The organism is Sorangium sp. So ce1153, from assembly GCF_051521595.1.
Classification (GTDB): Bacteria; Myxococcota_A; Polyangia; order Polyangiales; family Polyangiaceae; genus Sorangium.
In genome coordinates this window covers 14,030,829-14,044,083 of record NZ_CP150361.1, presented here as the reverse complement: position 1 = coordinate 14,044,083, position 13,255 = coordinate 14,030,829, and the positions used below count along the sequence as shown (strand labels likewise).

The 13,255-nt window shown below is 74.2% G+C and carries 7 protein-coding genes; all 7 read right to left on the bottom strand.

Annotated elements, in window-relative coordinates:
- Positions 1 to 50 precede the first annotated feature (50 nt).
- Positions 51 to 1,781: a PHP domain-containing protein gene (locus tag WME85_RS51100; protein WP_437832855.1), complete on the bottom strand. Its 1,731-nt coding sequence runs from the start codon at positions 1,779 to 1,781 to the stop codon at positions 51 to 53.
- 639 nt (positions 1,782 to 2,420) lie between these two features.
- A complete protein-coding gene (locus WME85_RS51095) occupies positions 2,421 to 4,007 on the bottom strand; it encodes a hypothetical protein (protein ID WP_437832854.1) in 1,587 nt (528 codons plus the stop codon).
- Positions 3,998 to 6,961 (bottom strand): hypothetical protein, encoded by a 2,964-nt coding sequence (locus WME85_RS51090; RefSeq protein ID WP_437832852.1) that lies wholly within the window; start codon positions 6,959 to 6,961, stop codon positions 3,998 to 4,000. The genes WME85_RS51095 and WME85_RS51090 overlap by 10 nt, the downstream gene beginning before the upstream one ends.
- 212 nt (positions 6,962 to 7,173) lie before the next feature.
- On the bottom strand, positions 7,174 to 7,605 hold the full coding sequence (locus WME85_RS51085; RefSeq protein WP_437832850.1) for a hypothetical protein: 432 nt from the start codon (positions 7,603 to 7,605) through the stop codon (positions 7,174 to 7,176).
- Positions 7,606 to 7,789: 184 nt separating this feature from the next.
- Positions 7,790 to 9,232, bottom strand: a complete 1,443-nt coding sequence (locus WME85_RS51080; protein WP_437832849.1) for an SIR2 family protein — start codon at positions 9,230 to 9,232, stop codon at positions 7,790 to 7,792.
- Positions 9,233 to 9,286: 54 nt separating this feature from the next.
- A complete protein-coding gene (locus WME85_RS51075) occupies positions 9,287 to 10,360 on the bottom strand; it encodes a hypothetical protein (protein WP_437832847.1) in 1,074 nt (357 codons plus the stop codon).
- Between the two features lie 353 nt (positions 10,361 to 10,713).
- A complete protein-coding gene (locus WME85_RS51070; RefSeq protein WP_437832845.1) occupies positions 10,714 to 12,840 on the bottom strand; it encodes a biotin carboxylase N-terminal domain-containing protein in 2,127 nt (708 codons plus the stop codon).
- Positions 12,841 to 13,255 lie beyond the last annotated feature (415 nt).

Genomic DNA, 13,255 nt, shown 5'->3' with positions numbered 1-13,255 from the left:
CATGTGTGTTGAGGGCGCACGGCGCGCGCGCCGCGTCGCGTGCGCGCGCGTCAGGCGGCGGGGCGCACCGCCTTCTTGAACGCGGCCGGGCCGAGCGCGTTCAGCACCTCGCCGCGGCGGAGGCCTCCTCGCCGCGCGGTCCCGACGCCGAAGCGCAGGTTGTGGAGCGCGTTCGTCGAGTGCGCGTCCGTCGAGATCACGAAGCGGATACCGCGCTTGCGCGCCTCCTTGATCCAGCGGGGCTCCATGTCGAGGCGGTACGGGTCGCCGTTCACCTCGACGGCGGCCCTCGACTCGGCCACGGCGTCGAGCACCTCCTCGACGCGGCACGCGAACGGCTCGCGCCGCTGGATGAGCCGGCCGAGCGCGTGCCCCCAGATCTTGAAGACCGGCTGCTTCATCGCGCTCACGAGCCGGCGCGTCATCTGGTCCGCGTCCATCTTCATGCGCGAGTGGATGCTCGCGATGATCACGTCGAACTGCTCGAGGATCGCGTCCGGATAATCGAGCTTCCCGGACTCCAGGATATCCGACTCGGTGCCTCGGAGGAGCTTCACGCGCACGCGCTCCTGCACCCGGGCGATCTCGTCCCACTGCTGCTTGAGCCGGTCGAGGCCGACGCCGCCCGCGTAGTGGGCGGCGGGCGAGTGATCGGTGATGGTGAGGTATTTCATCCCCATCGCCTCGGCCTCCAGGGCCATCTCCTCGACGGTGTTCTTGCCGTCCGAGTACACGGTGTGGCAGTGAACCATCCCCTGGATATCGCCCTCCTCGATGAGCCCGTCGTCGCGGCCGTCGCGGCCGTCGCGTGAAGCGGCGTCGACGAGGTCGTCCACGCCCTCGCGCAGCTCGGGCGCGATGAGCGGGAGGCCGAGGTGCCGGTACAGGTCCTCCTCGGTCTTCACGGGGAGGCGTTTGTTGCCCCGTAGGAGCCCTTTTTCGTCGAGCGTGAGCCCCAGCTCCCGCGCGAGCGCGACAAGCGCGGACAGGTACGCGGGCGCGCCGGTCCGGTGGTGCAGCGCGGCGGCGTAGTACCGGGGCGGCACGCAGAGGAGCTCGCCGCGCAGGCCGCCCGGGAGCCGCACCGTGCACCGCGACTCGTCGCGCTCCTCGACCTTGGCGACGCGCGGGGACCGGGCGAAGCGGTCGATGACCGGCTCGGCGTCGTCCGCCGCGGCCACGATGTCGATGTCGGCCACGGTCTCTTCCCAGCGCCGGATCGAGCCCGCGAGGTCGGCCTGCTCGGTCGCCTCGCACGCGCGCACCTGGGCGAGGAGCGGCTCGGCGATCTCGAGCGCGTCCACGAGGAGGATGCGCTCGTCGCGCGTCTCGTGCCGGTGGATGCCCTCGAGGAGGCTCGACTCGACCTTCGCCCCGAAGCCCTTCACGCCGCGGACCTTCCCGGTCAGGCACGCCTGCTTGAGCTCCTCGACGCTGCCGATGCCGAGCGCCTCGTGGAGCGCCTTGATCCGCTTGAGGGTCATGCCCGGCACCTGAGAGAGCTCCAGGACGCCGCGGGGCAGCTCGGCGCGCAGCTTCTCGAGCTGCTCGGAGCGACCTGTCTGGTGGAGCTCGGCGATCTGGGCGGCGAGCGCCGCGCCGATGCCCCTGAGCTCGGTGACCCGCCTGGCCTTGATGAGCTCGCCGAGGTCGTCCGTGAGCTCCTCGAGCGCGTCGGCGCCCGTCTCGTAGGCGCGCGCTCGGTAGGGGTTCTCTCCCTTGATCTGGAGGAGCATCCCCATCTCACGAAGGGCGCGGACGATGTCGAGCTTGTCGAGCATGGGTGGCTGGGAATATAGCACCCGAAGGCCGGAAAACAGGCCTCGCAGCGCCTCGTAGCGAGGCAGTTTGCCACACTGACACGTCGATTGAGGGGCTGGACGGCGACGTGGAGTCTGTGCGCGCCGAGGGACGACTTGATCCGGGCGAGCTCGTCACCAACATATCCTCCCTCGACGGGCCAGCTCTGGATTTAGCTTGCGCGGCGCAGGAGAGGGCCGGTCTGTTCCTGCGGCCCCCTCCAAGGGTGGTTCACGAACAGAGCGTCACCGAATCGAGCAATCGACACGCTCCTGCTCGCGCGATGCGCCTCGGCACCGCCTCCCGGGGCGGGCGGCACACCGTGAACTCATCCGGATGAGCTGGCGCGTCCACGCGGCAGATGGATGGCCCCCGTCTCCCAGGAGATAGGCTCCCGGCAAAAGACGGTCGTACCCATCTCCCGGTGGCCGCGCCTCCAACAAAAACATGGGTCGCACCCGTCTCCCGCTGGACGCGCCTCCAACAAAAACATAGGTCGCACCCGTCTCCCGCTGGACACCCCTCCAGCAAAAGACGGGTCGCACCCATCTCCGGGTGGACGCGCCTCCAACAAAAGATGGGTCGCACCCATCTCCGCGCTGGAGACGCCCCTTCCTCGCCTACTTGCACCCCAGCCGGCACACCATGGTCGCCGTGTAGGCGCACCCGTGGTCACCCCAGATCGAGGAGCTCGGCCCCGTGCACCGGAACGCGCACCCGCGCCCGTCCGCGGTCGTCTCGGCCGTCAGCCGGTAGCCTTCCGCGTTGCAGCTGCCCGTCGAGGAAAGGCAGCTCGCCAGCTGGGGCTCGCACTGCTCGGCCACGTAGCCGGCCGGGCACGTCCAGTCCACGCTCGCCCGCCCGTAGTCCGGCGACCGCCCGGTCTCGGTCGCGATCGGCTCGTGCTTCGAGAAGGTCGGCATCCCCGTCGTGACCTGGAGCGGCACCACGACCGCGCGCTCCCGCGGCACCACCGGGGAGGCCGGATCCTTCGGCTGCACGACGAAGGTATCCCGCCGGGTCTGCCGCTCGCAGCCGGCGGTCTCGCCCTCCGGCGTCCACGAGAACGTGAGCTCCGCGCTCCCGTGCGCGGGCACCTCGACCGCGCGCTCGCCGTGGGTCACCCGGATGTCCACCTGCGCCCGGTTCGTGATGAGCGCCTGCGCCGTCCCGGTGGCGCCGTACGGCACCACGCCGAGGTCGAGCGGCTGCGGCGCGATCTCCGGCTCGGGCAGCGAGAAGCGGCACACGTCCGCGACCGGGTAGATCGCGTACGCCAGCGGCACCGCCTTCTTCACCTCGAGCCGCAGCGCGCCGAACGCCTGCCCGCCGCCCTTCGCGCCCGCCACCGGCGCGCCCTCGACCCCCTCGATCGCCAGCTCCCCGACCGAGGTCATCGTCACGCGGCGGTCCCCTGCCTCGATCCGGGCCTTGAACAGGCCGATCGCGGTGCCGTGCGCCTCGCCGGCGGTCACGTCGGTCTCGTAGGCGACCATCGCGCCGCGCTTCACGGCCCCGATGAAGTGCGTCGCGCGGCCGCAGGCGCAGCCGCCGCCCGGCGCCGGCACGACGCTCTCGGTCGGATCGAAGAACTGCGGATCCTCGTCCGCGACGAGCGCCATCGCGACGAGCCGCAGCCGGCGCCTGTCGAGCGTCCCTCCGGCGCTGAAGTACGCCGGCAGGTCGACGTCGGCGCCCACGAGGACCGAGTCGACGGCGATGCCGATGTAGCGGAAGTCGATCGCGCGCTCGCCCGGCGCCGGGGCGGGCGTGCCCGGCGCCGCCGCTGCCGCGGCGGCGATCGCGCCCGGGGCCGCCGACCCGCTCGAGCCGAGGTTCGCCCCCGCGCCAGCGGGCGCGGCCTGCTCGGCCTTCGGCTGCGCGCAGGCGAGGCCGACCGGCGAGAACACCCCCGCCGCGCTCCGCGACAGCCCGCGGCCCGGCACCATCGCGCTCGACGTGTCGAGGAGGTAATCGTGCCGCACGTCGCTGAACGCCCGCGCGGCCGCGAGCAGCGCCCCGGCCTGCGAGCAGCCGCTCCCCTTGCAGGCCGGCAGCACCACCGCGGCGCCCGACCGGCGCGGCGGCGCGGCCGGCACCTCCGGCGGCCCGGGGCAGCCGAGCGCCGAGGCGAGCGCCCCCAGGAGGAGCGCGCGCGCAGGCGCGGCGCCCCGTCGACGAGCGCGCACCGCGCCGCTCACGGCCATGCGATCGTCATCCACCGGACGCGCCCCGAGCCGCTCACCGAGTCGTCCGCGAAGAAAAGCGACGCGCCCGACCGCCCCGCGAACGCCGGCGACACGTCCTGCGACGCGCTGCCGGTGAGCCACGCCAGCGGCTTCAGCGAGGGCGCCGCCGCGTCGCCGGGCGACAGCGTGAGCGCGTTCAGCACCACCGAGTCCCCCGGCGCGGACGCGAGCACCCCGCGGCAGACCTTGTCGCACGCGAGCGCGACCGACGACACGGCGGCGCCGTCCGGGCCGGCGACCGCGATGGGCGCGCCCTGCGACGCGCCGCTGTTGTCGAGCCGCACGAACCGCGCGATCCCGCCGGCCGGCGCGCCCCCGCCCGGCGCGCTCTCCCCGGCCGGCTCGTCGACCCAGCCGACGACGACCCCGCCCTCGAGCGGCGCGAGCACCGGGCTGCGCGAGTGCTCCGGCGACGCGTGGAGGCGCGCCTCGTCCCCGATCCGCTGCAGCGTCTTCGCGTCGAGCCGCGCGAGGAAGACGTCGCCGCTCGCCTCGCCGCTCGGTCCACCCGCGCCGCCCGCGCCACCGCCCGCGCCACCGCCCGCCACGCCTCCCGCGCCGCCGCCCGCCGCGCCGCCCGCCGGACGCGCGTCCGACCACACGAGCCACGCCTCCTGGCCGCGCACCGCGATCTGCACCTCGGCCGCGTCGAGCGGCGCGTTCGTGATGCGCCGGTCCGGCGCGGTCCTGTTGAGCGCGCGGTCGATCCGCGCCGCGTACACCTCGGCGTTGCCGTCGCGCGTATCGACCCACGCGACGATGAACCCCCCCGCGCCGTCGTAGGCGATCGCCACGTCGGACGCCTCGCTCGGGGCGCCGCCCGGCTTCTTCCGCGCCGCCGTGGTGAGCTTCTTCTGCGCGATCTTCGCGCCCGTCGCGTCGACCTTCGTCACGTAGACCTGCGTCTCGCCCCGCTCGCGCGCCACCCACGCGACCACGCTCTCGCCCTGCGCCGCGCCGCCCTTCCCCTTCGGATCGGCCGGGGCCGGCGGCGCCGCCGCGATCGCGACGCCGCCGAGCGACGACGCCTTCTGCGAGAGGACGTTCAGCTTGCCGAGGCCACCCCCCGGGGACGCGGCGCGCACCGCCAGCGTCGCGGCCAGGTCCTGCCCGCGGGGCGCGCCGTCCGACGCCCCCTCGACGAAGTACGTGACCCACGCCGCAAGCGCCGCGCCGCCGTCGAGCTCCGCGGCGGCGACCCTGGCGATGTGGTCGCCCTCGAAGAGCGCGCGCACCGCGGTCGCGCGCGGCGGCGGGTCCCTGTCTTCCCGGAACGCGGGCGCGCGCCACGCGCTCTCGCGCACCGGCAGCGACACGAGCGCGAGCGGCGCCCGCGCGCCCGCCGCGCCGGCCTTGCCCGCGCCGCCGCTCGGTCCACCCGCGCCGCCCGCCCCGGCCGCGGCGCTCGCCAGCGTCGCGCACGCGCCCTTGTGGCAGCTCAGCCCGCGCACGAGGTACGGCACGCCGTCGGTCGCCGCGAACGGCGCGGCGCGCACCGGCTCCGCCGCCCGCACCGAGAGGTCCGGACCGAAGCGCACGAACGTCGGCCAGACCGGCGGCGCGGCCGTCCCGCCGCGGTCCGCCTTGAGCGTCGCGGGCGCGAGCGTCACGGCCGCGAAGCCGTCGCCGTCGGCCGCGAGGTCGGGCGGCCCGCTCGCGCTGAAGACGAGCGCCGCCCGCTCCGCGCTGAGCGCCCCGTCCGGACCGACCGACGCGAGGTGGATGAGGCGACCCGCCCCGCGGGCCTCCGCGCCGCCCCCCTCGCGATCGCCGCCGCGGGCGCGCAGCAGGTCCTCCCACGCGAGCAGCGCCCGCTCGCCCCCTTCGGCCGGCGCCACCAGCGACACGAGCGCCTGCTCGCCGGACGGAGGCGTCGCCTGGCGCGGCGCCACGACCACCTTGCCGCCCGGCTCGACCGCCGCGAGGTAGACGGCGCTGTCGATGTCCCGCTCGTCCGTCCAGGTGAGCAGATAACGCCCGCCCACGGCGGCGATCTCGAGATCGATCTGCGCGGTCGGCTCGGGGCTGACCGCCACCGGCGCCGACACCTTCCCGGCCGCGTCGATCTCCAGGAGCGCGATGGACCCGAGCTTCCCGGCCTCGGCGGCGTCCTCCGCGTCGGCCTTGCGCGCGGGCTTGCGCTCGGCCCTGGGCGGCGGCGCGGCCGGCGGGAGCACCAGGGCGACCGCCGCGCCCCGCTCGGTCGCGACCGCGTGCCACCCCAGCACCTCGCGCGCGACCGACGCGGGCGCCGTCGGCTTGCTCGCGGCGCCCTTGCCCTGCGCCACGACCGTCATGACCACGTCGACCCGATCATCGCGAGGCATCTCCCACAGCACGAGCGCCCCCGCCGCGTTCGGGAGCACGTCGAGCCACGTGATCTCCTCCGCGGTCTGCGCGACGAGGCTCGCCGGGGCGACCGGCTTGCCGGCCGGGTCGAGCGCGAGCACGCGCACCGCGCGGCTCCCCTCGGCCTGCTCGATCCACGCCGCGATGTAGCCCTGCGGCGTGGCGCGGAGCGCGGCGACGGGCACGTCGGCGGCGGCCGGCCCTGCCTCCACCGCCTCCCCTCGCGGCGCCCCGTCCGCGCCGAGGACGCGCGTCCGCCACCGGCCTCCCGCCGCGTAGAGCAGGAGCGCCTCATCGCCTCGCCGGGCGAGGTAGGGCGTCGCGTCCTCGTCCTCGAGCTCCGCGATCACGTGGGCCGGCAAGAGGGGCGGCCCCTCCGGCGCCTTCGACTGCGCGGGCGGCGTCTTCACGACGCGCGCCGCGCGCGCCGGAGGGGCCTGCGCCGCGCCGGAGCACCCGAGCAACAGAGCGAGCGCGGCGCCGAGCAGCGCCGGCGCGCGGCGCTCCGGTGCCGCGCGCCGCGAGCCGCGTCGAACCCAGGGGAGAGCACTGCGGACGAGCATGGCGGCGACCATGCCAGAAGCGCTCTCCCCCCGCTACAGGGCGCCGTTCGTGGGCGAAGGGCACGCCCGGGTCGCACGCCGGCACCCGCACCAGGCACGGGGCCTGAAGAGATCGGGCCACGGCCTCGCTCAGCGCGCTCGGCGAGGGGATCGGGGGGCCGCGCGCGTCCCGCGGCGCGCGTTCTGGAACGCGCTGTCCAGAATGCGCGGTCCTAGAAGGCGAGCAGGCGCCCGAGCAGCGACCTGTACCTGCGCAGGGCGAGCCGGAGCTCCTCCGTCGAAGCCTCCGACGACCCGAGCTCGCTGTCGAGCAGGCGTTGCAGCGCGCCGCGCTCCTCCCGGAAGCTCTGCGCGACCCGCTGGATCACCTCGGTCACGAGCGCGTCGGCCTGCTCGACCGCCAGGCGCGGCGCCTCGATGAAGCTCGCCTGGATCGCGCTCCAGCGCGCGGACAGCTCGCGCGCCTCGTCCGGCGTGAGCACGGGCGGGCGCTCCGGCCAGGGCTCCCCGGTGGGCCCGCCCCGCGCCGTGTACACGGCCGGCTGCCGGCCTGACTCCGGCGGGGGCTCCTCCTCACCGCTCCGCGCCTCGGGCAGGCTGCTCTCGCGCGCCGTCACCATCCGCTCTCTGTGCAATGGGCTCACGATGGCCACCTCTCCGCTCGTCCGCGTTGTGCGCCCAGCGGGCCAAGCAAGCCGCATGCGCGTCCCGCTGTGCATCCGCGCCCGCCGCGCGCCGAGGGATATCCCTCACCCGCCGGGGAGGCGGAAGAGTGCGGAAACCGTGCGCTGCGCGGCGGAGACGCCGCTCGGAGGAGGACGCCCGGGCTCAGCGGAGCGAGGCGCGCAGCTTCGTCGCGAGCGCGCGGATCTCCACGACGACCTGCAGGAAAGCCTCGTCCTCGTCAGGCCACCGGGTCACGGCGAGGGGCTTGTGATCCTTGCACTCCTCCAGCAGGCTCTTCCTCGTCTGCTCAGGCAGGTCCCTCGGCATGCCTCTCGGCAGCCACTGGAGCCCGGCGAGGCGCGTCGTCTCCCAGTCGCAACGGCGGAGCAGGATCGGCACGACCGTCGCCTGCCCCGCGTCGCGCCGCTCCATGGCGCGCGTCACCTGGGCATCGCCCTCCTCGGAGGCGAGGAAGCTCGCGCTCACCAGGAGCAGGATGAGGTCGGCCTCCTCGAGTTGCTCGCTGATCGCGCTCTCCACGTCCTCGCCAGCGCCGATCTCTCCGCTGTGCCACGGAGCGATGAGCCCCTCCCGCTTCATGCGGTTCATGTGCACCTCGAGGCGCCTGAGGAGCTCCTCGTCGCGCGGAGCGTAGGAGAGGAAGACGCGGACAGGCCGCGGCGCGGTCGCGCGCTGGCCCGCCGGCGGCGCCGCGGTCGGCGTCGCCGTCGCGCGCGCGCTCGGCGGCGGAGGGGCCGGCGGCGCGGCGCGGGGCGGCGGCTGCGGTGGAGGCGCCGCGCTCTGCTCCAGGCCGAGGAGGACCTCCGCGACCTCCGCGTGATCCCCGGCCTGGTTCTCGTAGACGATGAGCCGGATGCCGGACTCCTCGAGCAGCCGGCGGCGGAACGGCGGCACGCCCTTCGGGAGCAGCGCGAAGTGCATCGGCGGCTGCCCGCCCGAGAGCGCGCGCACGCGGGCGAGCGTCTGGTCGATGTTGTCGTCGGCGAGGCCGAAGCCCACGAACAGCATGGAGTGCGCGCGGTAGAGCGCGCCGAACGCGTCCTGCAGGAGGGGCGAGCCGAAGATCGCGCGGTCGTACTGCTCGCGCGAGAACACCCACGTGTCCCACGCGCGCAGCGTGCCGTGCAGCTTCAGGATGAAGCGCCTGTCCATGGCGATGTCGCCCGCCGGCCGGTCGACCACGCGCCACTCGCCCTGGAACGCGCGCTCCAGGAAGCGGTCGATGTTGGTGGTGAGCACCGCCTTGAGCCGCGGCTTGAGCGCGGCGATCGCCTGCGCCACCTCCGGCACGTCGCGGCCCGTGTCGTCGAGCTCCTTGTCGACCGTCCAGTTGAAGTCCTGCGCCCCGAGCGCGAGCTTCGCGGCGGAGAGCGCGTGGATGAGCTGGTTCGAGGAGATGTACTGCTGGATCTCGTCGATGACCGCGGGATCGGCGCTCTTCCGCCGCGCGCGGTCGCGCAGCCGCTCGGCGAGCTGCTTCCAGGTGGGCATGCCCGCCGCGGCCGAGACGCCCGCGCCCGCGAAGATGATCAGGTTCCCTGACGCGTAGCGCTCGCGCAGCTGCTCGAGGATCTCGTCATCCATCGACCACCACGATACCGCGGATCCGCGCGCGGGGGGCCGCGCCGCGCCGCGCCCTCACCGCGGGGCCGAGGAATGCCGCTCGGCGGCCAGCGAGAGGCCGACCCCCAGCCACGCCCCCTCCACCGCGCCCGCCGCGCCGCGGGCGTCCTCGTAAGGCGCCGGCCGGAGCACGACCCCGGGGTCCAGCGTGAGCCCGAGCCACAGCGGGCCGCCGAGCCGCGTCTCCACGCCGAGCCCGACGCCAGCGCGGGCCGACCACGTGTCGCGCGCGCCCGGGATGCCATCGACGGAAGCGGCGGCGGGGAGCCTGACCGAGGCGATGGCGGCGCTGGCGCCGACCGACAGGCGCCACGATGCGGCGAGCCAGAAGCGGTAGTCGCCCGAGAGGCCCCCCTCGAGCCACCGCAGCGTCTCGCCGCCGGACGGCGTGGCCAGCAGGCGGGCGAACAGCGACTCGGTGAGCCGCAGGCGCCGCAGGCCGAGCGACAGGCCGGCCCCGCCGAGCACGCGCGGCCCGCCCGAGACGACCGCCGCGTACGGACCGGCCGAGACGGACAGCGCGTCGAGATCGCGCGAGGCGAGCTCGATCTCGTCCGGCGTGGGGCGCCGCGGCGACGGCGGCCGCCGCGGGGCGCGCGCCCGACGCATCTCGGCGAGGATCATCTCGGAGGCGGCGATCGCGACGAGGCGCGCGGCGACGTCCGAGGTGAGGCCGGAGACGGCGATCTGCCGCCGCACGATCGCGCGGCCGTCGAGGCGCACCTGGATCTCGAGGCGCGCGGCGGTGGGCCGGTCGATCCACACGGTCGCGACGCGATCGTCGAGCGGGCCGACGGGCTCGGCGGCGAGCGCCGCGCCGTCCGGGAGCTCGATCTCGAGCAGGCGCCGCAGCCGCACGCTCGAGACCTCCTCCGCCGCGCCGCGCGACAGCGCGACGCGCACCTCGACGGACCCCGGCGCCGCGGGCGGCGGCGGCACGCTCGGCGCGGGAGCCCGGCCGCTGCTCGCCAGCGCGGCGTAGGGCTCGGCCGCCTCCGCGGCGGCTCCGGCGAGCAGCAGCGCGGAGCTCAGCAGGCACACGCGCGCGAGCAGGGGCGGCGCGGGCGCACCGCGGCGCGCGGCGCGCATCGGGGGCCAGAGGCACGGGCGGCTCGGGCCCGTCCTCCGCGGCCGCGTCCTCGCCGGAGATGATCCGCTGAGCATCCTCGCACCGGCCATCGGGGTACCTGGCCACATACTCCTGTGTCGCCGGAGATGCCTCTTTCTTGTGCTCGAAAGGCCCCTTCGCGCAGGCCGCGCCCCTCGCCGCGTCGCGCTCGCGCCCCGGGCGACCGCCCCTGATCGTAATATTTCGCTGCCAGCGCTCGATAGCAGAAGACGCGGTGGATCACCTGCGCTCACCCGCCCTCGGCGGATCGCGCACGTCGCCGGACGCAGCCCCCAGCGCGGCTCGCGCTGCGCGGCGCGCCGCCGTCCCCGGACTAGGCCTCTGTACGGAACGCCGCCACCACCCAGTTCACGTGGCGGCCGCGATCGTCGTTGCTCGAGTGACGCTTGAACAGGGGCATCTTCAGGATGCGCACATGATCCTGGATGTTCGTCGTGAAGGGCGAGTCCGAGATCGGCGTCCCGTCGGGCCGCACCTGCCGCCCCTCGATCTTCAGCTTCTTGAGCACCTCCAGCGACGCGAGCCGCAGGAGCTCATAGGCCCTGTCCGGGTCCTTGCTGCTCACCGACACGATGAGCTTGCCGAACGTCGGGTCCTTGTTGACCAGGACGTCCCCCTCCTCGAAGCCGCAGTCGAAGCGGACCTTCAGGTCGGTGAGGCCCTTTTCCTCGAGCGCCTCGCGGATCGCGTCGGTGTCGGGGAGCGCGATGCGGTCGAAGATGCCGGCGTTGGGCACGAACAGCCCCTTGCCGCCGTCGCGCGAGTCCCTGATATCCGGCTTCCAGCTCTCCGCGTTGATGCGGAACTCGCGGCTACAGTGCGTCTGCACCACCTGCTGCTGCTCGAAATCGATGGGCTGCCCGTCCGCGATGCGCATCTGCCATGCGACGAGGTTCACGGGAGCGCGGCCGCGCTTCCGCTTGATGCCGTAGCTCTCCTCGCTGACCGGGTGCTCCACCTGGATTCGCGTGTTCATCTCCAGGAAGTAGAACTTCCCGTCCTTGAACATCAGCTCGACGGTGCCCGCGCCCACGTAGCCGACGCGCTCCGCGATCCGCACGGCGAGCCCGCAGATCCGGTCTTCCAGCCCGGGGTACCGCCGGAGCAGGGCCGGCGGCGCCTCTTCCTGGATCTTCTGGCTCGCCCGCTGCTCGCTGCAGTCGCGCATGCCGAAGTGCCGCGTGTTGCCGTAGCGATCCCGCAGCACCTGCACCTCGAGGTGGATCGTCTCCGGGATGTTCTGCTCGAACATCACGCCCGGCTGCCAGTTGTACGCCTTGATCTCGCCGAGGACCTTCTGGATGGCCTGGGGCACCTGCTCCTCGGTCGGGATGACCGCCTGCCCGCGCCCGCCGCCGCCGTTCGCCGCCTTCAGCCGCCCCGGGAAGGTGAAGCCCCCGGCGGCGTGCTTCTCCACGATGATCCGCTGGATCTCGTCCGGATCGTCGCTGTCGATGACGAGGCCCGGCGTCACCGCCGTCGGGTCGAACTCCTGCGCCATCAGGCGGAACTTGCGCTTGTCGCCGGCGTTCTCCACGACGTCCTGCATCGGGCCGACGAAGACGATGTTCTTCTGGCGGAAGTGCCGGATCGCCGCGGCGTTCTCCGCGAGCGGGCCGTACCCGGGGTAGAGGCCCGCGCGCGACAGCTCCTCCTCCCACCCGTCCCCGAAGCGCCGCTCGAACTCGGCCCTCACCTTGTCCGCGATCTGGACGTAGTTCGCGTAGCTCTCGCGGAAGCTCCCCTCGAGGCCCACCGCGAAGCCGCCGCCCGCCTCCGCGATCCGCACCTGGAGCGCGCCCTTGTCGTCCGTGAGGCTGTACAGCACCACGGGGACCTTGCCGAGGGCGATGGCCTCGCGCGTCGCCCGCACGCCCATCTCGCCCTTGTCCGCCACGAGGATGTACCTGAGCTGGCCCGCGCTCACGGTCGTGGCGGGGTAGCTGTCCAGCCGGTGCACCGCGGCGTACAGGAGGTCCAGCACCTGCGCGTCCTCCCGGTGCAGCTCGGCCGCCCGGGCGCGCAGGAACTCCGCCGCCTGCTCGCGCAGCGAGGGCACGTCCTGCTCCAGGATCAGGAACTTGAGGAAGCGCTCCTCCTCGAACTCGCGGCGCTTGAGCGCCCGCAGCAGCCCGTCCTCCAGGTACCCGGCGAACCCGTCCCGGTCCGCGTCCGTGATCGACGCGCGCGCCTCCCGGATGCGCGAGAACAGGTCCTCCGCCTCCGACAGGAGGTCCTGCACCCGCACCTCGTCGTTCAGCTGCCGGCGCAGCGCCGTCTCCAGCGGGCGCTGCCAGCCGAAGTGCGTCCTCCACACCTCGCCGTTCGCGATCAGGTAACGCAGCCCGAGGAGGCGGTGCGCGTCGTTGCCGCCGGCCAGCGTGCCCAGGTCGAGCAGCGCGAACCCCGGGACGCCCATCGCCGTGGTGAGCGCCTCCATCGAGGAGACATAGCCGCCTCGAGGCAACACCAGCTTCCAGGGCGGAAGCGCTTGAGGGTCCTTGCGAGCGGGTAAGGAGCTGGTGCGGACGGCGGTGGTCATTCCAAGGGCTCTCCGGCGCGGCAAGGAAGCGCAGAACCGTTACGCGATGTCAAGCCTGTCCGCCGGCCAGCCAGGGGAAGCCCTCATCGCTCACCAGCCGCGTTGACGCTGCCCACGGCCCGTCGAGGCCGCCGCGGCGCGGGCTTCGAGCGCGCGCCGCGCGGGCTGCTCCGCCGCGGATCGTCGACTTACCCCCTTGGACGACGCGACATCGATCCCTGTCGTGTCGCGGATTCCCCACGACGGGCGCCCACAAGGACGCTCGAGTTTTCTGCCGTGACAGCGATCGTGGGCAGTCGTGAGCGCTCGCACG